Source organism: Shewanella sp. VB17, from assembly GCF_013248905.1.
Lineage (GTDB): Bacteria > Pseudomonadota > Gammaproteobacteria > Enterobacterales > Shewanellaceae > Shewanella.
Window position 1 is genome coordinate 2,082,791 of record NZ_JABRVS010000001.1, and the last position, 23,284, is coordinate 2,106,074.

The window sequence follows — 23,284 nt, forward strand, 5'->3', positions numbered from 1 at the left end:
AAAAAACCGACTGTGACGGTTGTTTTAGCTTAGATCATTTGAGGGTATTCTTGTTTTAATCGGTATAAAAAAGCCTTACGATATTAAGTAAGGCTTATATTCATATCAAGATCCGCAAGTATTAACGTCTTATTGCTTCATGCTCTGCTGTGATAGCGATCTCTTCTTCAAGCGCTTGCTCTTCACTGCGAGGTGCTTTGTCTTCAGCGCCATGCATCCAGTCAACTAACTTGTCTGCCATGAAGTAAAGGATGATACCTGAAATGGCTGCCGTAATCGCAATACCAGAAAAAATGGACATCGCGTTGACAAGCTGTTCTTCTTTGCTTGCACCGTGGCTACCAATAAGTGAACCAACCACGCCGCCAACTTTGTTTGCAACTGCCATAAATAGGAACCATGCGCCCATCATTAATGATGCAATGCGCAGTGGAGCCAATTTAGTCACCATAGAAAGGCCAATTGGTGATAAACACAACTCACCCATGGTATGGAAGAAGTATGCGCCGACTAACCACCACATGCTTGACTTTACGCTTGCATCGCCACCCATTTCTAGGACGGCACCAATCATAAATAGGAAACCGATACCTAACAGGATTAAGCCGAGAGCAAATTTAACCGGTGAATTTGGCTCATTCTTACCTAATTTTATCCAGATGGTGGCGACTACAGGTGCGAAGATAACAATGAACATGGCGTTAAGTGATTGGAACCAAGTGGTAGGTACTTCAAATGTGCCAATGGTGCGATCGGTAAAATCATTAGTGAACAAGTTCATCAAGCCACCGGCTTGCTCAAATCCTGCCCAAAATATGACAGTAAAAAGTCCCATGACCATGATCACTTTAATGCGATCACGTTCAATTTGGGTGAGGGGTTCTTTATGTGTGTTGCCTTTAGCTGCAGCTTTTTGTATTTCAAGTTTTGCGGCAGGCACCGTGCCAATGTCACCTAATAGTTTTTGAGCGAACAAAAATTGAATGATGAGTGAGCAAACCATACCCACACCTGCACAGAAGAAGCCTGCTTGCCAGTTGTTGATAAAGACCTCAGTACCATTAATGACTTCGGCATGACCAAATTGAGTATAGGCCCAAGCAACGACAAAACCAGATAAGGCTGCACCTATATTGATGCCCATATAAAAAATGGTAAACGCACCATCACGGCGATTGTCACCTTCTTCATAGAGGTCGCCCACCATGGTTGAAATGTTTGGTTTAAAAAGACCATTTCCTAAAATTAACGTCCCTAGACCGATATAGAATGCGGTTACTTCTAATCCAGGCACCCAACTGTGTGGTGCGGCTAGGATGAACTGGCCTGCTGCCATCAAGGCGCCGCCAATATAGATGGCCTTGCGCTGGCCGAGAATATTATCGGCTAACCAGCCACCAATCAGCGGGGTTAAAAAAACTAACCCCGTGAATGTACCATAAAGAGAAATCGCTTCGGCGCCAGTCCAACCTAATCCATGTCCACCTTCACCCTGCACTTTATCGACTAAATACAGCACCAAAATGGCCCGCATTGCATAATAACTAAATCGTTCCCATAACTCTGTGGTAAACAACAGGAATAATCCCTTTGGATGCCCGAGCATCGTCCCTTGTGGTTTTGTTACGCTCATGTATTAATCCACCTTCAAATTGTGATTGCCTGCGAGACAAGTGTCGTCACAGAAAAATTGTTTTTACCCTATTTTATAGTCTTAATGTCAGATGCATATGTGATTATCTTGTTATGAACACATGGTTAATTGTGTTACTTGTAATTCACTGTAGCGAAAGTGCAATAGACTATTTTTATGTTTTTAATATCTGAAGCAATAAATTCTTCGAAACCCACCTTGTATACCCTTTTCACCTTGCTTATGTCAATTTTGCTTGTGTGAATGGTGAGTATTTAATCAGTGCGAAGAGAAGGGTAAGCAGTAAGGTTTAATGGATATGGTGTATCTAGCTGGTTAAGGTTAGAGGGATTAATCGATGGGTTTAGGTAAGTTATCTTAATGTGTAAAGAGCCAAAGTTAAGTTTTGGCTCTGTTCATTTATATTATTACCTTAAATAGTCAACTTTGCATACGACGTCTCCACGCTAAAGGTAGCAGTAGCAGAGATAACCAGCTTAATGATCCACCTTTAGTCGTGTTGTTTGTATCAGTGGTGGGGTTAGTATTCGTTTCAACTTTAGCCTCGGTGACATTAAAGCTGTAGATTTGCTCTAATTTTTTTGCCGTCGAGTTTTCAACAATATTAGATAAAATTAGACGATTATCTGTACTGGCTTTAAGGGGTAATAAATCAAATGTGACATCTTGGCTTGCCATACCCACTATCATCTCGACATGCCAACTAATGGTGTTGGCATTAAGCTTACCGTCATGGCTGATGTTTATGACCTTATGGTTTTCTGGTATCTCGGCTGTCAGTTTGTAGGAGCGGGTCTCTAGGGTGTTGTTGGCTGCTATCTTGCTGCTCACGGTTTTAGTGACACCGACAACTAAGTTTCCAGAGATTGAGTCATTTAAAGGCATGATCACATCATCGCCTTTACGCTTGAAGATAACAGGCAGAGAAACGTTTGCCACCTTCTTATTGGAGCTCATCAGCGTGACGAGGGCCATGCCTTCATCACCTGCTAGCATCTTGGTTTTGCTGTCCCAGGCTAAGTTTAACGAAAAATCTTTGCTATCTCCGGTCAACTTAAGGGATAAGTTATCTGATGATGAATCATTATCGTACAAGGTTAGCTGTTTCAGAGTAAAACTATCTTCAGCATCAGGAGCAGAAGCTTGATAGTTTTGAATTACAACACGATATATACCTGCGACAGGTTTTGAGAGCTGCACGCTTTCATTAGACCCCCCGTAGGCTGATTCTTTCACCATACTGAGTTCACTGCCGTCTTGCTTATCTAGCAGTACGTACATATCAAGATTGGGTGAATTGCTATCGTTGATCATTACTTTGAAATACAGGGCATGATCATTAACAGTAAAGTTAAATACCTGCGTGCCATCATTGAGATCATCTAGGGCGCTGAAGGGATTAGAATCTTGTTTGACTTTACCTTCAAAACTATCATTTAGCGCTAAGTTGGTGACTTGTGCGCTAAGATTGGGAAGGTCTATTGCTTTAAACCCTGAGAAGTTTTGCTCATCGGCATCACGAGATGCCTCTATGGTAAGTTGACTTGGTAAGTTACGCTTTGCTACTTTAGCCGCTATTGGCATATTTGCATTTGGGTGTGTCGCTGATGTGAGCTCAAGCTGCGCAAAAGCCCAGTTATCGCTAATATCGGCAACGTCAGCAGTCACGATAATGGTTTGACTTTCGCCCGCTTTTAAAGAAAAAGTCGTTGGTGAGACCGTGATATTGACATTTTCTGTGATGCTGTTACCTTGGGCATTCCAGAGACCATCCCCTGTTGCGGTCACCACTCGTGTCCAGCTGCAAATATCAGCGCACTGAGAGTCAGCCATGCTTGGAATGTTGAGTGTGCGGGGATCACCACCCAATAATGGGTTAGCCATTTCATAATTGAGTGCGGTTTCATCCATGATAAGCCCTGTCTGTACGGCGATATCAACACGAATACGGCCCGAGCCAACATCAAATGCATCGGCAAGGGTTTTACCGTCGGCTTTCTTCATTTTTTGAGCTGTGGTTGCCGTTAACATCAGTGCCGAGCGGATGTTATCCGGCGTCCAATGTCGATGCACAGATTTTAGTAATGCTGCAGCGCCTGCCACATGAGGGCTTGCCATCGAAGTGCCTGACATCAAAGTGAAGTCGGCAGGATTAGTGCCTGTTATATCATGACCAAATTGTTGATCAGAATAGGCGGCATAGATATCACTGCCAGGGGCTGCAAGGAAAGGAACCATGACATCATTGGTGGTGTTAGGGCCAATTAATGAGCCCGGAGACAGTACATCTGCTTCTTTTTCAGTGATGTTAAGCGTCTGATTTATGCTGACTTCGAGTGTCAGATTAGCTGTCAAGTCTGCTATCATATCTAATCCATCGAGATTGCTAATAAATACAGCAGGTACAGTACTCGCCTCTAGCCCTCCCATGCTCATTCTAGTATTACCTTCACCGTCTTTATTAAATACGATAACGGCTTTGGCGCCAGCTGCGATGGCGTGATTGACCTTAATGCTAAAGTTGCACCCCCCGCGTTTAATCAGGGCAATGGTGTTGTTGAATGCTTTGCTTGTAAAAGAGTGACAGCCTTCAATATTCGTGGCGTCAATATGGCCAGCGTAGGCTAATACTTCTGATAAAGTGGCTGTTTGAGTGAGGTAAGAGCTTGGGATATAAAAATAGTCTTTATCATTAAAAGTCACCGATTTCACAACGTCACGATTATGGGTTGAGTTGGCGACAGAGGTGTACCAAGGGGCATTTTTGATGGTTGAACCGGGTTCTTGTTTAATGTCTTGATAAGTATTACCTGCTGCAACAGCAACAAATATACCGGCATTACGTGCACTTAAAAATCCTGATTCGATTGAACTGTTCCAAGGGTTTCCGCCACTACCGATAGAAAAGTTAAGCACATCGACCCCGTCTTTAATGGCATCATCCAATGCTTTGAGTATGGCGCTTGGTGGGCAGCCTTGGTATGTGTCTTCAGGGTTTCCTGGACTACAAACTTGATAAGCGATCACATTGGCATGGGGGGCGACCCCTGAGATTTGTGTAAATTCGAGCCCAGTGTTTACGCCATCGCTTTCAAGCTTTCCTACTTCTCCATCAACTAAAGGCACATTAACTAAAATGTTACCCGCTGCGGTACTGGCGACATGAGAGCCGTGACCGGCATAATCTTCTCCGTTTTTAGCTGGAGGAGTGGTACCAAATACGGTTTCATCATCATAGTCGTTGGTGATCTCGGGGTAACTGTGTATACCAATAAGTTTATCGTTACACATGTCGATAAAATCTGTTTGGCAATCTCCAACATAAACACCTTGTCTCCATGGATTGGAGTGATCATAGCCATCTTGGCCAACATCGGCGAATGAGTCATGATCTGAGTTTATGCCAGTATCAATAATGCCGACGATGACACCTTCTCCCATAGCTTGAGTACCCGCCGCCGCTGCTCCATTCCATACCTGTGCAGAGCCTATCAGTGTTTGGCTGACATCGGTTTGCAGACGTTCTCGACGTTCACGTTCAATATGCAGAACTGCAGGCAGCTCGGACAGCTTAATGGCTTGATCTTGGGTCATGCGAGCCGAGATACCATTTATAGCATAACTAAATTGGGTTACTGCTTGAATACTGTTACCCGTTACGGCTTGTGCTTGCATTAAAAAATGACGTTGTTTTGATTTTAGGTAGCTGACATATGCTTTGACTTCAGCCTTGGAGACATTCAATTTACCTCGCTGATTGTTACTGGTGTGTGTGTCCTTTTGAGCCAAAGCTAGACTGGTGGCTGCGAGTCCTGAAATGTGTCCTTGGTAATTTGCCACCGCAGCATCTTTGAGTCGAATAATGTATACATATTCTTTATCACCTAACCCTGCTTCAGGCATCAATTTAGTATTGTTAATTGTGCCTAAAGTATTTCTAAACTGCTGAGTGATTAATGATGCTGGAATATTCAGTTCAACAGTTGCTCCATTGGCGGTTATCACTGTTTGTGCATTAATACTTGCAGACAGCAAAGCCACAGAGATGGCGACTGCGAGTTGGGTTTTCATTTAATCTTCCTTGTTATATTTACGGCGTTAGTTAATATTTTGGTGGTTATGTATTTTTATGAGGTTAAGTTGTTTTTTTACTTTAAAGGTTGCAGTTAAGGTTTTTAGGTTGGGTTTTTAGCATACCAATGTGTTAAATGAAACCTTAGTTGAACTGCATGTTAATTTTAATGTGGCTGTGGTTGTAAGATAAATAGTCTTGTCAACAAAGTTTTGATTCGATACCATACTGATATGAACATATTAATTATCCAACAACTCATTGAGCGGCTCAGTAGCCTATTGCGCAGTGAATCACGTCACCGACTCGCTGAATTTGGTTTACAGCCGATACAGTTTGATGCTCTGTGTTATTTAGTCAGTTGTAATCGATACTCTGACACACCCAAAGCGGTCACTGAGTTTTTAGGGCTTACCAAGGGAACGGTATCGCAATCAATCAAAATTTTAGAATCAAAAGGACTGGTACTGAAAACAGCAGATAAACTAGATAAACGAGTCACGCATTTGTCGGTAAGCGAACAGGGTAAAAAATTAGTAGAGAGTCTTATTCCAGCTGAGTTACTTAAGCTTGTTAGTGAGCATTCATCAAAAGATGACATGCGTGCTACTGCTGATTTATTAGGCTCCTTGTTAAGGCAAGTTCAAGATGTTAACGGCTTTAAAAGTTTCGGTCAGTGTCAAACATGCCATCATAATCACACAAAGGGAGATGGCCATTATTATTGTGGTTTGACCAAAGAGAGATTATCGAATCCTGATATCTTACTTATCTGTGTGGAACATAAAATGCAGTAAAAGCGCAGCCAGTAAGCGGCGCTTTTGCTGTTTTTGATGTTGTCACTTAATGAACAACAGATTTTTCGTCAAGTACGGATTAATTGACTACGAGTAACTGCTGCTCAAGATCAGTATCATATTGCCAGAGTTGAAATTGTGGTGATGTATCATCGTAAAACCAAATGACAGCCAGCAATTCACCATTGTGGTTAGCCACTTTTAAGTTGGTATCTAGTTTGCCATTGACCAAAGGTCCACGGTAAAGACATGACTCAAAGTTAACTGCATAGCTGTTATTATCATTACTATAATCATCGCAAAGTGAAAAATATCCTCGTTTTTGTGAGTGAATATCTAAGGCCACCATGAGTTCAAATGCTGCTTGCATTTTATTATCGGAGTTAACAACAAGATCGTCTAATGAGGTGGGGGAGATCAAGATTTCTAACTCTTGTGTTGGTGGTGTTGTCGTGACAACACTAGGTGTACTGTTATTCTCTGAGCTGTCACTGCCCCCGCCACAGGCTGAAATGATCTGGATTGTGATTGCTACTGCGAATATATGCATGAGTTTGTTAGTTATTAATCTGTTAATAAGCTTAGTTAATGTTTTCATCTCTCACTCCTTCTCTTTCGGTGTTAATCTTGAAAAATAAGTTGTAAATCTGGATTGAGGTACCAAGTTTTATTGGTGTTGCCTGTTTTGTCTGCAGCAAAATCTAGAAACTCACTATAAGCGATATCCAGCCTTTGCTTTTCTGATGGGTGCTTCCAAGTAACGGGTATTTCTAGTGCCCAACTCATGCCATTTTCATTGAGGAAATATTGACCATTATTTGGGTCTGATCTGTCTTCTCTTGCACCAAAATAAGCCGTGTCAAATTTATCTGTCGGTGCTTTATTTTTGAGGTGAATTTCGAGTTTGCGTCCAGGTAGTTCACCGACAACATTTTTTGCAGCTAAACCATGATCAGTGCCTGGAGTAGCAAAGATAAAGGGATCATATGGAAATTCAGGCATATCAGAGATTGGTATTGCGTTCTCAAATGGTACACGCATTTTCCACGTGGTACGGTAACTGGTGCCACAACCTACTTCTGTGCGGAGATAATCACATCCGGTTGCTAGTGTGATGTGATCCCAGAGATCTTGGGTGAATATAAGCACAGCGTTAGTTTGTCCAGACTCTAATGGTGAGTTGGTTTGCACTATCTCATCGATGCTCCATTGAATGGAGGACTCATTAATATTACCTCTGGCTATCCCAGGCAGTTGAACAGCAAACCCGTTGTGGTAAGCGGCTCCCATAGCGGCTAATTGACCTTCTAATTCGACACGTCTGACTTGACCATTTTTGACATATTCGGTAAATCTTAGGTGAAAAATAACATCATTCATGTCGTAATCTTCTTGATCAGGGTAGAGATCTTCATAGGCGATGGACGTAAAAGTTGAAGATGAAGGGTAATAGTTAATCGTTACGCCTGTTTCTGTGATAGTGATTTGATAGTCTTCTACTTCTCCATCACCAACCCCCCCCGTAGGGCCGATATCGGCTAAGGTACTAAAGCGGAAACGGGCCCAAGATAGTCCTTCTGTGCCCCATGTTGGCACATTTAAGTTGATGATATTACTTCCTTGATTGAGTGATTCTGCAGATATGGCATGTTCATCAGCATCGAAAATACCATTACGATTCCAATCAAACCAGCCATTGAGATATCCACCACTGCCAGTCGCTGTCACTAAGATTTGAGCTGATTCGCCAAGCTCGAATCCAGTGGGAAAACGGATCCCATCTTCGTCATCATTGGCATCACTACTGTCATCTGATAATGGTGCAGGGTAGCCACTGGATTCATTATCGACTCCTGATCCTAGGTAGAAATCATCAACAATGGAATGTCTTGCTCCATTAGAACTCATCAATGTTTTATAGCTATCTGGCGCATCACCAAAGTCGACATTGTCACCGATAGGAACCTCAGCTAAGGCGCAGCGAGCACCGTCATTACTTGATGAGGAGGGGCCATAAGCAAATAGTTCACCACTAGGCGCAGCATCACCAACATTCACGCGATAAATTTTACCATCACTATTATTACTGAGGTAGAGAATGCCATTGGGGTCAAAGAATTGCGCTCCGAAAGTAAAATTTGATCCTGATGAGACTAAAACGGCTCCTAGGTTAGTCGACGCAGCCGTCAGCGGATCTATTTGGAGTAAATTACCCGTGTTACCATTACTGACGGCATAGATATAGCCATCCGTTGGGTGAAAGGCAAAGTCAGTAATGTTATAATTGGCATTGGCTTTACTGCCATTGACTAGGCTCATTGTATAATTATCTGGGTTGTTCAACGGTATTTTGAACATGCCTTTATTACGTTTATACCCATACCAAACATTTTCATCAATGGCGATATCACCAACAAAGAAATTCCCGGCAGCAGTTGAATCAGTATCTTTGGTGATATTTAGAGGGGTAATTTGGTAGTCATTCCCTGTTTTACCTAAGGTATTGTTCTGATAATCCCAGCCATAAATGTAATTATCATGATAATTAAAACCAACACCATTATAGCTTTTAAGGATCCCCATATCCTCTGACGCGATAACATAGCTGCCCGTAGAAAGTTCAACGGAATATGTTTTCGGAACAGAAGAAGGAGTTTGAATAATGAAAGCTTCAGTGGGGCAAGTATTAAATTCTGCTGCCCAGCTACTTTGACAAAGCCAAGTTGCATTAAAAACCAGTATCAGCTTACTTATGTTTTTCATTGGTGTTCCCTCATTTATTAACCTAAGTTATTAGTAATAAGCAGAGTTTGTGCCAACTTTTTTTATATTTAAATACAGTTGATTACAGTTGATTACAGTTTTACTTGCCATGTAACGCAGCATTTTTTGCAAACTGCATATCAAGTTGCAAAAGCTCAGAGTCGTATTGAATGAGGGGCTGTGATTTTTGGTTTGAGTTGTGTTTGAAGTACAACAATCACCGCTATCATGTTTCATGTTAATTATTTTTATATTGATTAGGTAAATACTAAGGTGGAAATATGAAAAACATCCAGTCCTCGGCTAAACTCAAATTGAATAATTTGTATACTCAATGGGAATAGAACTTGGTTGTAGCCGATTTAATATAAAAATAGTTGTCATGTTGAAAAATAATAATTTTTTACTAATAAATTTAGGTGTTGAGTTTGTATGGATGAGAGTTCAATTAAGCAAGGAAAGTGTGGTAAAAAAAAATATCAATCACTTAGAATGGATCTCACATTGTGGTTTCTTGCCCTTTCACTTATTCCACTTCTTGGTGTCTCTTGGTTTAGTTACGAGCAAGCTAAACAGAGTTTGGTTAATGCGGCAGAAGACAAATTGACGCAATCATCGCTATTGACCACTCAAGTTATTCAGAATTGGTTTAATTATCGATTGCTTAATTTAAAAGTTGAAGCAAAATCTCGGGAAATTCCACAAATGTTGCTCTCATTGAGAGCTGGTTTAGTCGCCAGTGAGCAACCACTAGCACTGTATGTGAGAAGTGCTGATTGGATTGAAAAAAGGGGAGATTATCATCATCATCTTGTGACCTTAGTCAGTGAATATGATGATGTTAATGATATATACCTAATCGATACAGATGGCAATATTATTTATTCTGTGGCGAGAGAGGCAGATCTTGGGGAAAATATTTTCAGTAAAACACTTATAAGCTCACATTTTTCAGCCAGTATTGAGCACTCCTTAAATACAGGTAAGGCGAGTTTTTCAGGCATAGAGCGTTACCCGCTTTCATCAATACCTATTTCTAGTTTTATCGCATTAAGCCTCCTCGATACAGCAGGTAATATAATTGGGGTATTCGCCATCCAGTTACAGCTCGAAAATTTCCTTAGATCATTGCATTCAACCGTAGACAGCGAAAGTTCATTGACTCACTATTTGGTTGATGAAAGTGGTCTATTGTTATCACCCATTGAAAATAATTGGGATGAGGTTGCTATCAAATCGATAGATACAGCTCAATTTAGGGCATGGCTGAACACTAGAGAAAACACAAATCTTAGTGATGTTTCAGAGCAAAGGCTTTTATCTAAATTAGATGGTTTTGCATTTGAATACATGGGGCCTAATGGACGTGATGTGATCGGTTTACATCATGTTGTGAAATTGACTGGTGTTGAATGGCTATTGGTGAGTGAGGTCGATCGAGATGAAGCACTTGAGGAGATAGGTTGGCTCACAAACATGACCTTAACAATACTCATACTCATCATATTAGCGATTATTCTTTCAGCAGTTTTTGTGGCAAGAAAGATAACAAAACCCGTAAAAAAATTGGTTCAAGCCAGTTTAGATGTTGCTAAAGGCGAGAAGGTTAAACCAATAAAGATAAGCAGCAAGAATGAAATATCACAATTAGTCGATGCTTTTAATGAAATGCTACTGGCTAAAAACTCTTATGAGGAGTCACTTTATCAAGCTAATTTACAGGCTCAAACAGCATTGAATAATTTGGAAGACCAAAAATTTGCTTTAGATCAGCATGCGATTGTAGCCGTGACAGATGTAAAAGGCATGATTACGTATGTTAATCGACGTTTTTCAGAAATTAGTGGTTATCAAGAAGAGGAGTTAATAGGGAAAAATCACCGTGTGCTTAATTCTGGTCGTCATTCACGATCTTTTTTTACACACATGTACAGTGTGATTTCTAAAGGGAAGGTTTGGAATGGGGAAATCTGCAACCGTGCTAAAGATGGCCGCTTTTATTGGGTTGATACAACGGTAGCTCCTTTTAATAATGCACAAGGAAATCCGGAAAGTTACATTGCAATTAGAACTGATATTACTAAGAGAAAATTAGCTGAAATTAAAACCAAAGAAGCCCTGTCTTTGATGCACTCGATGCTTGAATCTACCAATAACGGTGTCTTGGTGACAAGTCTCGATGGTAAGGTATTACAGTATAATGAAAGCTATATGACTTTGTGGGAAAGTGAGGTGGTGAGTGGGCAAGATCATGTTGATTTTATTTTTGAAAATAAACATATATTGATTAATCCTGAGTACTTTATTGAAAAAGTTGAACAGCTTTACTGTGAACCTGAACGTGATGAATTTGATACCTTAGAATTTGTCGATGGTAGGGTGTATGAGCGAGTTTCATTACCCATGAAGTCAGATGATGGGCTCCTCGGTAGGGTATGGAATTTTCATGATATAAGCAAAAGAATGAAGACGCAAAAAGAATTAATTTTAGCCAAAGAACAAGCTGATCTAGCGGTAAAAGTGAAGAGTGAATTTTTAGCTTGCATGAGTCATGAGATCCGCACTCCGATGAATGGGGTCTTAGGAATGCTCGGCTTGTTGAATAATACAAATTTAACGGATTATCAGAAACGTAGAGTGAGTATTGCATTGTCGAGCGCCAAATCACTATTAACGCTTATTAATGACATTCTTGATTATTCGAAAATAGATGCAGGTAAGCTTGAACTGGAAAATTTAGATTTTAATTTAAGAGGGATGTTGGGTGAGTTTGCTGAAGGAATGGCATTTCAGGCGCAAAATAAGCAGCTTGAATTGATCTTAGATCTTAAGGGGATCGAATACTCTACGGTGGCAGGCGATCCAAGTCGTCTTCGCCAAGCAATGACAAATCTTGTTGGCAATGCGATTAAATTTACGACTCAAGGAGAGGTGCTAATTAAGGCTGAGTTAACAGGAAGAGATAATGGTGCAGGTTGGTTATTTAAGTGTACGATTTCTGATACAGGCATAGGTATTGCTGAGGAAAAAATTCCTTTTTTGTTTGACTCTTTTAGTCAAGTTGATGCATCGACGACTCGAAAGTATGGTGGCACTGGGCTCGGGTTGTCAATAGTGCAGAAAGTGTGTCAGCTGATGGGGGGCGAAGTGAGTTTGAGCAGCGAGGTCGGAAAAGGTACTTGTGTTGAATTTCAAGTTAATTTAGGACTAAGTGAACAAGCCCAACTTGTTGTGCCTAGCGTCAATATTGAAAAGTTACACTTGCTGGTAGTCGATGATAATGCAACCAACAGGGAAGTGATCATGGAACAGTTGCTATTCTGGGGGGGGAGTGTCGAAGGTGCGGCGAGTGCAGCTCAAGCGATAGAGATGTGTACTGCTAGGGATCAACATTCTACTTTGCCACAGTTTGATGTCGCATTTCTAGATATGCAGATGGCGGATGTTGATGGTGCAGAGTTAGGTCGTCGCTTAAAATCGGATGACCGATTTGACGCTATAAAATTGGTGATGATGACATCAATGTCTCAAATTGGTGATGCCGTATTTTTTGCAGAACTTGGCTTTAGTGCCTATTTTCCTAAACCGACGACCACGTCTGATTTATTTGATGCGTTAGCGATTATCAGTGAAGGGGGTGAAGCGTTACTTAGTGCAAAACCTCTTATTACTCATCATTATCTGCAAACGTTAAGTCATCATGAAGCTATGGCTCATCAGTTTTCTTCACAAGAGCGAATTTTACTTGTAGAAGACAATTACGTTAATCAACTTGTGGCTATCGGAGTACTGGAGGACTTTAAGATCTCGGTTAATGTTGCTGATAACGGGATACAAGCGATTAAGATGTTATGTGATGCTGATGATGTCCCTTATTCGTTAGTGTTAATGGATTGCCAAATGCCTGAAATGGATGGTTATGAAGCAACCAGACAGATACGTGCAGGTAAAGCAGGCAGTGAGAATAAAGATATTCCCATTATAGCGATGACGGCGAATGCAATGATAGGTGATAAGGAGAAGTGTCTTGAAGCAGGAATGAATGATTACCTCACGAAGCCAATTGATCCTGATAAACTTTATTTCAAATTGAATGAATGGCTTGTTGCTGATAATGCCAAGGACCATTTAGATGTTGATGATAGTGCTAAGCAAGAAAATGAACAAAATCTAAATTTTACTCCTAATATTCAAGCGGCTTCTATAATTGGTAATAAGATGACTGATAAACATAAGTTATGGGATAGAGACAGTTTAATGAAACGTGCTATGGGCAAGGAATCGCTCTTTAATTCGATAATTCATCTGTTTAATGAAGATATGCCTCCAAGAATGGAAGCACTTAAATGTGCACTTAGGGATGAGGATTTAAGTGAGATAAGGCAAGTCTCACATACGATAAAAGGTGTTGCAGCCAATGTCAGCGGAGAATTGCTCATGGAGCAAGCGACTAACATTGAGTTAGCAGCGAAAGAAGAAGACATTTCCAAAGCGCAAAGTTATTTACCGAGATTGTGTGTAGCCTATGAGGAGTTGAAATTGGCAATAGCTGAATTTCAGCAGCTATCAGGAGTGGATCATGATGTAAAAGCCCCTATGTCAAAAGAGGATACTAAGCAAAGCTTACATCGACTCGAAAAACTGCTTGTAGAAGGAAGTTATATCGATCTTGATGAATTCAGCTGTTTGGCTAATGCAACAAAGGATAAGTCACTTCAGGCAATATGTGACCATTTGCTATCTCAACTGGCTGATTATGATTATCAAGAAGCGCTTATAAGCTTAAACGACTTAAACCGTCAGTTAGCCAAAACAGCACTGAATGGGGAGAACTCAGATTTATGACAGATAAAGCGACAATTCTTTTAGTCGATGACACGCGGACTAATATTGAGTTATTGGCCGGATGTTTACAAAAGGATTACAATTTGAAAGTGGCGTTTAATGGCAAACGCTGTTTGGAATTAGCTGAAAACGATCCCATCCCAGACTTGATTTTACTTGACGTTATTATGCCTAATATGGATGGTTATGAGGTATGTAAGCAGCTTAAAGCCAATTCGGTAACGCAAAATATTCCTATCATTTTCGTGACGGGTAAAGACAGTGATGAAGAGGAAGAGTTTGGTTTACAACTCGGGGCTGTTGACTATATAACGAAACCGATCCGGCCTGCGATTGTGATTGCTCGCGTTGACACGCAAATCATATTGAAGCAGCAAAGTGATACTCTTAGAAGCATGGCTTTACATGATCAGCTCACTCATCTGTATAACCGACATTATTTGATTGAAGCTGCGACCAATAAAATTTCACATATTGTTCGTCATGGTGGATGTTTATCATTGATGATGATAGACATTGATCATTTTAAGCAAGTTAATGACAATTTTGGTCATCAGTCAGGTGATATGGTGCTCAAAGCTGTGGCTCAAGTTCTATTTGACCATAATCGCAAGGAAGATGTGGTTGCCAGATTTGGGGGCGAAGAGTTTGTCATATTACTGGATAATTGCTCACTGCTAGACACTAAGGATAAAGCAGAGCAGTTGAGGGTGAGTATCGAGCAATTAATTCCCCAAAACATATCAGTAACGGCCAGTTTTGGTATTGCAGAGCTGAAAAAAGGTGAAGAGTTTGAACAACTCCTTGCGCGTGCTGATGAAGCATTATATTCGGCTAAGGAACAAGGAAGAAATTGTATTGTTGAAGCAAAAAATACTCAGCATTTGAGCTGAAGCGATGTGATTTTTGTTTGATTCTTAAACTCTCAATATTCCATGATCAAATACCGTATGGGTATTAGTGTAGTCAAGATGTCAATTTAGCCTTTGGACACTTTACTGAAGCAGTCAGGCTTATTATCTGAAGTATATTACCATTGTTCATTGTTCATTGTTCATGAAACTACAAGTTTTAAATTAAGGGAATATTAACGATGACACAAGCAACAAAAATTTTGATTGTTGATGATGAACCAGTAAGTCGTTTAGTCATTAGAGGGATGCTTGAAGATAAACATGAGATTAGCGAAGCGGAAAGCGGTGAAGCTTGCCTTGCTATGATTAATGAGTCTATACCCGACCTCCTATTACTTGATGTCGACATGCCAGGGATTTCAGGCTTTGAAGTTTGTGTGACCTTAAAAAAGAATGCCACGACAGCAAATCTGCCTATCATTTTTATATCAGCGTTAGATACAGTGGAGCAAAGGCTTACAGGATTTGAAGCTGGTGCTGATGACTATATAATTAAGCCTGTTGTGCTTAAAGACTTACATGAAAAGGTTAATGATTGTTTAAGTCATTGTAGAGAAATGACTCTTGCAAAGCAGTCGGCTTCAGATGCAATGGCTGTCGCCATGGAGGCGATGACGGTCAGTAGTGAGCTGGGTCAAGTTGTGCAATTTATAAAAGATGTTCAGTCAATTGATCTTGCTGAAAATGTGGGTTTTGCTATTAATAATATTTTACTCAATTTCGGTATGCATGCGGTGTCTCGTGTCGATACTGGTACGGTTGTTTTCGCTGGCTGTGAACAAGGAAGCATTGAATCAGAATTACTGACTCGTTTTGCTGACCACAATGAACGCATTTTAAGCATTGGGATCAGGACCATCATCAGGGACCCTCATATTGTATTATTGATTAAAGATATGCCGCTACATGATGAAAATCGGTGTGGCAGGTTTAGAGACCATTTGGCAGTGTTGATGGACATTGCCAACGTTCAGCTAGCTAATTTGGCTAGTCGGACTAAAATGTTGGCGCAGAAACAGGAGATATTTACACAAGTTATTTCTCTGACAGAAAGACAAATACAGCAGACTTCCGAACGATTAATCGCTCATGAACAACATTCTCAAGAGATAATGAGAAGCATGTTAGCTAAGTTGGAAGGTATGCTATTTGGTTTAGGCTTAGAAGATGATCAGGAGAAAAAGTTGATGGCTTTAGCTGATGAAGCATCGATTAAGTTAGAGGAGGATCAGGCACAAAATGAAATCGTTAATACTGAGTTAGGTGAGATACTCGAGTGTCTCTATCGATTCTTTAATACGCTTAATGAGCCAGCTAAGCACACAGGTTAATCTTAAGCTATTGATTATGAATGTTGGTAGTACATGAGAGAAAGAAGCAGTGGAAAAGTAATACGATTTTACTGGTGTAAGATCCAGAAGCAAAAAACACAAATGAGTGTTTTTTGCTTTATATGATATGGATTAAATTGCAGCCTTGAAAATATGCATAAATGAAGGAGGCTGTTCAATATTAATAGGGACTTTAAGTTTACGAGCTACATCGTTAGCAGCAATTAAGCCCCTAATATGGTGCTGTTGATGATCGATGACTAAAATATGATGTAATCCATTTTCTTGTAATGACCGTACAACATCACTGACTTTTGCTGATGTAAGTTGCTCATAATCTAATGATAACAATGCTTCTCTAGGGATCATCATGTCAGTGACAAGAATTTCATCTAAGTTACTGTTGAATTTGTTGGCCATTTTAACCATTTTACGATGTAATAGCTGGTGTTTGGTTATCACACCTAAAAATTTATTACTACCATCAACCACTAATCGCATGAATGCGTGCGTTTTTTCCATGATTTCTGATGTTTTTACTGCACTGGTAGCAGAATCGATTACCATAGGTTGAGAATGATCAAAGTCGGTAAATATAGATAAAGCGGGTGAATTAAGTTGAGTTATGTCTTCATCTGTTGACCAAAGTAAATGATCGACAGTGGCTGTGCTGAAAAGTTCTAAGTTTCTCATTACTGTTGTTCCTTAAACTGCGAAGATTAAGGCATAGACCTTATAGAAGAGGTCAGTTACTTCTGTGATACGAGTGGCTAAATTGATTGTCAGTAAAATTAGCTGTTAGGTGAAAGTGCCATCGAGTATCGGGTTGCAGAAGTCGCCTGTACACCTATCAAGTTAATGCAGTTAAAGTCAGTGAGTCAATCACATTAATGACAATTAATTTATGTATAATAAAATGGAATCAAATGTTAACCATCTTTAGTGAGATGCTTTTCCCATACAGCTTGCTAATATTTTAGCAAAAAATGAACTGCCCTTTTTCTGTGTAAAAGCAATATTACGCTCAGGGATCGATTCAGGATCATCATAATTAGCTAAGGTTAATTCCATGCTCAATTCGCGAATAATGTGTAAAGTCGGGTAGGGTGAGCGGTTAGTGTAGTTAGAGGGCTCATCCATAGGCTCACCCTCGAAACAATAATCAGGATGGAAACTGGCAAGCTGATAGACCCCTTCGTAATGTTGTTCAACCAGTAAGTCATTGGCTATATCAACAAGGTCTAAATAAGAATAAAAACCTTCAAATCCTCGTGGAATAATCAATAATGTCGTCTCAACATCTTGGTTTTCATCTAAGTACTGGCATTCTTTGATGAATGCTTCGAGTACATTGTGTGTTTTAGATTCATCGGTAACGGCATAGCGAATGCTACGGCGTTCTACTTCACGGCGTGCAAAAGGGCAGATATTGTATTTCATAATTACACGTTCGACCCAGTTTTGGGTGTGAGTTGCAATGATTTGTAGCTCTGTGTTTTGCTCTTTGTGTGTCATGTGTACCAGCCTTATATCGATGCCGTTTTTCTAAATAAGATCGAAAAGTCTTGATGTAAGCAGCGATCATAAGGGGGATGTTTGTAACAAGCAAGAGTATCGTGGCCATGTTAATTGACGTTTTAATTTGACCCTGCAGTAATATTAATCAATACCATAACGTGATTGATTCAGCGTCGTTTTTGACAAACTGTTTTTATCCGTCTAAAGAATGACTGTCTAATGAGTCAGCTTAGGTTAACCTTACTTTAATTAGTATGGGGGAAATAATAAAATGGAGCGTTTGATAGTGATCAAAAAAATGTGTTTCTTACTGCTTGTTGTTACATTAAGTTCCTGTAGTACATCGAAATTGATTGAGCATAGTCAATTTCGAACGGCAATGGTTGTCACAGGTGAACTTCGTTTTATATCGGCTGATACCGCCACTTTTGCTTGGCATCCAACACTGGCTAAAGTAGTCGTAAATGATAGGATCGAGCATGATAAAGTCATTGTTAATATGCAGCAGTCTTTGAAAAAAGCAATGGAACTTAAAGGGTACCAGCTCGTATCTTATGATGACTCGCCAGATTTTATGCTAGGGTTTGGCTTAGCACTGAGCTCTGAAATGAGTGATGACGAGATTTTAAGTAAAACAGGCGTCGTCCCTGGTTTATCTACTGTGGGTATTGATATGAAGCAGTATGAGAAAGGTTCTGTGTTGGTGGCGTTGTTTAATCCTAATGATTCAAAGCCCATTTGGCGTGCATTAGCTCAAGGTTTTACTGATTTTGAAAGAGATGGAGCGGTACGTCAACAACATTTTGATGAGTTTATTTCTGCTATGTTAACTTCGGTGCCAGCGATTTGATTTTGAGCTCTTAGCACCATTAACACCAAGTGTTAACGGTCATCAAATAGAGTGGGGTTATCAATGAATACTTGTAATCGTTTACGTTCATTTTGACTAAAGTGTTGATTGCGATAATGTGTTATAAGATCTTTAATTTGTGTTTTACTCATGTGTTTATTGTTGCTCTCCATTTGAAATTTTTGGAATTTAATTACCCTGTTTCTCCACGTTAATTCATCTTTCCTTAAGTGGGTAATTCGCTCCATGACATCAGGTTTGAAATCATTGATAATACTGTTTTTATCTTCAAAACTATCGAAGATATTAAAGACGTGTAAACTAGGTTCATACACTTGCCTGTCTTGTTCGTTCATTTGACTGATTTGATGTGCAATCAGACTGTTTTTTTGAGCGCGAGAAAGCGTATTATCTTGGAGGATAGACATTCTTTCAATGGCTTGATTATCATATGTATTTTCATTTGAAAAAAAAGCATCTATTTCAATTTCAGAAAAATAATCAAACTGAGTGTGATGGGCAAGTTCTATGAAAGTCAGGACGTCATCAATATCAAGTTGATTAAGCAAGTTAGGTCCTTGTTGTTTTATCGCAACTAAGGCTATTTTGTAATCTTGATATCGATAAAAAAGATCCAATAACTGTTTATGAGAAGCAGAAGTTAATTCAAGCTGCTTAGCGAGAATGTTTAGCAGTGATAATATCGATTGTTGGGTTTCTTGATAGGCATGAATGATTTTATCAAATTGCCACCTTAGTTCGAGGTCGATATTCAGTTGTGTTAACTCAATGTCAATGATATTTTCAGGAGGTATTATGACAATATCGTTCTCGGTAGGTAAAGCAACTAGGTTGTTATTATATGGTTCATCATTTTTAAAAAATGACTGTTGCATATAGAGATCCATGGGTTCTATGACAATAATGAATATTAGGCTTAAAAGCAGTATATTCATTATTGCGAAGCGCAAATGTATTTTATTTTCCCTTTTGGGAAGCATGATTAAAAGCCATTATTTGCGAGAAGATTAATATGTTCTTTAAACAAGATTTTTGGGTTGGTTTCACTCCAGCTGACCAATCCAAACATTTGATTTATTTGATCTAGGTGATTCATATTGTAGTTGTCACTAAGTACTTTCCCTAAGTGTGAGCTACAGCTTGATACGAGACCATCGTTAGGTTCATCAAATAGTCTACTGATAACGTTAAATGCGACATCACTAGGATCCAATACGTGTGTGTTTTGGCTTGTACCTGACCAAGAGTAGTAACTCACCCCGTTGCTGGCTTTTTCCGAACCATAACCACAATAATATTCAGGTATGCCCTCAGGGTATTTTTGATTAAATATAATCGAACCTTGGGTTGTCAATGATGCGGTAGAGGCTAATGTGCCAGTGGGGTATTGGCCACCACCAGATACACGCGTGATGATTTCAGATAACGTATTAAATGCATTGTTGAGTACCCAAGCTAGCGCAGAGTCAACAGGGATCTTTTCCATGAGAAAGTCGGCAAATCGACTTCCCCAGTTAACGCCACCAATGGATGTGACTGATGCGACGATTTCGGGACTAACGCTAGCCACGTAACGTGCTGTTGGTCCTCCATGACTGTGTCCTATTAGGTTAACTTTTTCGGCCCCTGTATAAGCCAGTACAGATTGTACATATAGACGTAGCTGCTCACCCCGTATCTCAGTTGTGTTAACGGGTGACACTCGAGCTACAAAAACTTGTACACCTTGGTTGCTAAGTGCCTCAGGGATCCCATAAAAATAATCGATTCCGAATGCGTCATCAAATCCCATAAATCCATGGATAAGTATGACAGGATATTGAGTTGCTGCAGCATGAGATTGAGTAGGGTAAAATAAGCTGAGTAAAATAAGTGAAATAATATTAAGCCATGTTTTCATAAAACTCCCTAGTTCGGTGTTGTTATAGGTTGTACATCTTATTTTTGTGACATTACTATTTCATTATTGTTAACTTAATATTAATTATATCGCAATGGTTATTTTTTTTAAGCAATAGGCTGTCAATGTTTTTTAAATATGTTTTAAACATAATGCAGAGAAAAAAGTAAACAATATCAGTTATTTTAGGTTTTGTTTAATATAAGCCTTAGTGTGAAAGGTTTATTTTATGTTAATAAAAATAATGTCAGTTTATTCTTGTGTTGATGATTTAATCTCACTAATGAGATGGGATGTTTTGTGGGATTTGATTAGGGTCTGTTTATCTTTCGAGCTTACATTTTGCTCAATCTCAATGGATTTAGTGTAAAAGGGGGTTAATGGGTTAGTAAAAAGCCCGCAATACAGTCATTGAGATGAGCCCTAGGGCAAGATTTACCCTAATGATGTTCTTATGAAACTAGAAGCTGACCTTGATACCTAAATTTACCGTAGTGCCTAGTCCTTTAGTATTATAACCATCGAAAGTATAAGCTTGAGAGCGAGCAGAAAAATAGTCTTCATTGAGCAAGTTCTCAATCCCGAGTGAAAGCTGCCAGTTATTGAGCTGGTAGCTAGCGGATAGATTGATTAAGTTATAGCTATTAACGGGCCCTTGTGTGCCGATATAGTTACCATCGATGGGCTCGAAACGTTTTCTCTTACCGACATGCATATAGTTGATAGCGATATTAGCCTCATCGAGAGGTTGCCAATTGACGAAGGCGGTAAATTTAGGTGCTGATATGATTCTGTTCTCTAAATAAGTGTCTTTATCAGTGTCTTTTCCTTCCATCCAACTGTAGCTAAGTCCTGTCTTTACATTATTAAGTAGTTGATAATTAAGTTGAGCTTCATACCCCCAGATTTTTTGTGGGGCTCTTACTGGTTGATATACACCAGTTACTTCATTGTATTCGTTGCTAGTGCCTAATTCAGATGTACTGCGATAGGCTGCTATTTCGTAACCTAAATCGTTAATTTGGCCAGAGGCACCTATCTCATAATTATCGACAATAGAGGCTTCAGTACGGATTAAAGTAATGTCATTGACTGTTGCTAAACGCAATAAATCGCCTAAGTCAGATATATCTGAACCTTGAGAGAAGCTCACAAATGGGCTAAATGAATCATGTATATTGTATCTTAATCCGATGTTATAAGTGGTTGACTTATCATTGATCTCACCACCTTTCACGTCCATAGGTATCGAACATTTTACGGGGGTGCGGCACACTTTAATTGTCTGATAATCATCGACGTTTACATGGATACTGTCTTGGCGGATCCCAGCTTTGAGTATCCAATCATCATTGATGACTAATTTAGTTTGTAAATATGCCGCTAAATTACGCATATCCATCTCAGGAACCCAAATCCGACCATCAGCTAGCGGCTGTGAACTCACGTCATTAAGTGCATCGGTACCATAGATAAAGGTTGCTTCGATGTTATCCCAGTCGAATTGAGTAGTGAGGTTGGCTCTTAATCCTTTTTTTTCAGACTTGATAAATGATTGCCCACCTTGGTAACCTTCACTTGGATTTGCTAAAGCGGTTGAGAAGAAAAACATATTTTCTATTTTTTGCATATAGCCATCGATAGTGAGTTGAGTGTGACTAAATACCTCATCATCGGTATATTTTAGCATCAGATTATGGTTGCCACGAGGTCCTTGAGGTACACCTTTTTTCTCTATTCCCGTGATGTTCTTGACGGCATAGGTTTTGATACCTGAATTGACGCTGCCAACCACATCGATAAGATCAGTATCTTGTTGAGCTTCATAGTAGTTATAGGTTAATTGCAGATATTTATCATTATCAAATGTATAACCTAATTTGGTGAACAGATTTTGAGATTTCATTTCTGATAACCCATATTTTAGGCCGATAATATCTCCTTCGGCATCTCTCTCTAACCCTGTTTCAGCAGTAATGGAACTGAGCACATAACTAACATTTTTTAAAGTACCGTTTACCGAGCCATTAAATCGGTAACCTGAGCTATTATCGAATTTTACTGCACTGAATTTACTTGATGCATCAATTTGCACTTGCGCTTTATTATTGCTTGCTTGTTTGGTTATGTAGTTAATGATCCCACCAGATGCGCCATTGCCATAGATTGAGGTGGCACCTTTGATCACTTCAATACGTTCAATCACTCCTACATCGATAGAGCTAATGCCTAATTGACCATTTCTTAATGGTGTGGACTGAGGTACACCATCTATCATCACAAGGGCTTTACGGCCCCGAAGTGTCTGACCTGAGTTGCTTGAGGTGCCTGTACTCGGTGCTAAACCTGGTACTCGAAATGCGAGTAGATTCTGCAGTTCAGAAGTCATTAACCTATCTTGTTCGAGCATTTTTTTATTAATCAAGGTAACCGATGAAGGCACCCCTTCAATTCGCTCTACTGAACGACTTCCTGTGACTATCATACGCTCCAGTGATGTGTCATTGCTTGGGGGATTTTTCAAAGGATCGGCGATGGAGTAAAATGAGGGTAAAGTGGCAAAAAACAATGCGCAATGTGTTGCAATAGCAGTCTTATTTAAGTTAAGTAACATGAATG

General features: G+C 39.7%; 14 protein-coding genes. 5 read left to right on the plus strand and 9 right to left on the minus strand.

The features are described from left to right. Nucleotides 1-121 precede the first annotated feature (121 nt). Together HQQ94_RS08980 and HQQ94_RS22850 are read right to left on the minus strand one after the other, a co-directional pair. Nucleotides 122-1,633 (minus strand): peptide MFS transporter, encoded by a 1,512-nt coding sequence (locus HQQ94_RS08980; RefSeq protein WP_173294096.1) that lies wholly within the window; start codon nucleotides 1,631-1,633, stop codon nucleotides 122-124. 441 nt (nucleotides 1,634-2,074) lie between these two features. Then, nucleotides 2,075-5,725, minus strand: coding sequence for a S8 family serine peptidase (locus tag HQQ94_RS22850; RefSeq protein WP_173294097.1), 3,651 nt, complete (start codon nucleotides 5,723-5,725; stop codon nucleotides 2,075-2,077). Nucleotides 5,726-5,959: 234 nt separating this feature from the next. Here HQQ94_RS22850 and HQQ94_RS08990 point away from each other — a divergent pair, with 234 nt between their 5' ends. Beyond that, nucleotides 5,960-6,523: a MarR family winged helix-turn-helix transcriptional regulator gene (locus HQQ94_RS08990; RefSeq protein ID WP_173294098.1), complete on the plus strand. Its 564-nt coding sequence runs from the start codon at nucleotides 5,960-5,962 to the stop codon at nucleotides 6,521-6,523. A gap of 79 nt (nucleotides 6,524-6,602) precedes the next feature. Here HQQ94_RS08990 and HQQ94_RS08995 read toward each other — a convergent pair whose 3' ends face one another. Both HQQ94_RS08995 and HQQ94_RS09000 read right to left on the minus strand, forming a co-directional pair. Beyond that, entirely contained in the window at nucleotides 6,603-7,121 is a 519-nt protein-coding gene (locus HQQ94_RS08995; RefSeq protein WP_173294099.1) for a hypothetical protein, read from the minus strand. Nucleotides 7,122-7,144: 23 nt separating this feature from the next. Next, nucleotides 7,145-9,286, minus strand: coding sequence for an LruC domain-containing protein (locus HQQ94_RS09000; RefSeq protein WP_173294100.1), 2,142 nt, complete (start codon nucleotides 9,284-9,286; stop codon nucleotides 7,145-7,147). A 432-nt stretch (nucleotides 9,287-9,718) separates the two neighbouring features. On the opposite strand from HQQ94_RS09000, the gene HQQ94_RS09005 reads away from it, so the two are divergent. The 3 genes from HQQ94_RS09005 to HQQ94_RS09015 all read left to right on the plus strand — a co-directional run bounded on the left by HQQ94_RS09005 (nucleotide 9,719) and on the right by HQQ94_RS09015 (nucleotide 16,376). After that, nucleotides 9,719-14,131: a response regulator gene (locus HQQ94_RS09005; RefSeq protein WP_173294101.1), complete on the plus strand. Its 4,413-nt coding sequence runs from the start codon at nucleotides 9,719-9,721 to the stop codon at nucleotides 14,129-14,131. Then, complete coding sequence (locus tag HQQ94_RS09010; RefSeq protein ID WP_173294102.1) at nucleotides 14,128-15,024, plus strand: diguanylate cyclase; 897 nt, start codon at nucleotides 14,128-14,130, stop codon at nucleotides 15,022-15,024. The genes HQQ94_RS09005 and HQQ94_RS09010 overlap by 4 nt, the downstream gene beginning before the upstream one ends. Nucleotides 15,025-15,224: 200 nt before the next feature. Next, nucleotides 15,225-16,376 carry a response regulator gene (locus HQQ94_RS09015; protein ID WP_173294103.1) on the plus strand — a complete coding sequence of 384 codons (1,152 nt, stop codon included), beginning with the start codon at nucleotides 15,225-15,227 and terminating at the stop codon, nucleotides 16,374-16,376. Nucleotides 16,377-16,508: 132 nt separating this feature from the next. On the opposite strand, the gene HQQ94_RS09020 is transcribed toward HQQ94_RS09015, so the two are convergent. Further along, nucleotides 16,509-17,069 carry a CBS domain-containing protein gene (locus HQQ94_RS09020; protein ID WP_173294104.1) on the minus strand — a complete coding sequence of 187 codons (561 nt, stop codon included), beginning with the start codon at nucleotides 17,067-17,069 and terminating at the stop codon, nucleotides 16,509-16,511. Nucleotides 17,070-17,315: 246 nt separating this feature from the next. Next, nucleotides 17,316-17,891 (minus strand): DUF1415 domain-containing protein, encoded by a 576-nt coding sequence (locus HQQ94_RS09025; RefSeq protein ID WP_173294105.1) that lies wholly within the window; start codon nucleotides 17,889-17,891, stop codon nucleotides 17,316-17,318. 274 nt (nucleotides 17,892-18,165) lie between these two features. Here HQQ94_RS09025 and HQQ94_RS09030 point away from each other — a divergent pair, with 274 nt between their 5' ends. After that, nucleotides 18,166-18,744, plus strand: a complete 579-nt coding sequence (locus HQQ94_RS09030) for a DUF4136 domain-containing protein (protein ID WP_217274018.1) — start codon at nucleotides 18,166-18,168, stop codon at nucleotides 18,742-18,744. Nucleotides 18,745-18,776: 32 nt separating this feature from the next. Here the strand turns inward: HQQ94_RS09030 and HQQ94_RS09035 are convergent, their stop codons facing one another. The 3 genes from HQQ94_RS09035 to HQQ94_RS09045 form a co-directional block, all read right to left on the minus strand. Next, nucleotides 18,777-19,640 (minus strand): lipase secretion chaperone, encoded by an 864-nt coding sequence (locus HQQ94_RS09035; protein ID WP_173294106.1) that lies wholly within the window; start codon nucleotides 19,638-19,640, stop codon nucleotides 18,777-18,779. Between the two features lie 107 nt (nucleotides 19,641-19,747). Then, nucleotides 19,748-20,665 carry a triacylglycerol lipase gene (locus HQQ94_RS09040; RefSeq protein ID WP_173294107.1) on the minus strand — a complete coding sequence of 306 codons (918 nt, stop codon included), beginning with the start codon at nucleotides 20,663-20,665 and terminating at the stop codon, nucleotides 19,748-19,750. 460 nt (nucleotides 20,666-21,125) lie between these two features. Continuing rightward, nucleotides 21,126-23,279, minus strand: a complete 2,154-nt coding sequence (locus HQQ94_RS09045; protein WP_173294108.1) for a TonB-dependent receptor — start codon at nucleotides 23,277-23,279, stop codon at nucleotides 21,126-21,128. Nucleotides 23,280-23,284: the final 5 nt, after the last annotated feature.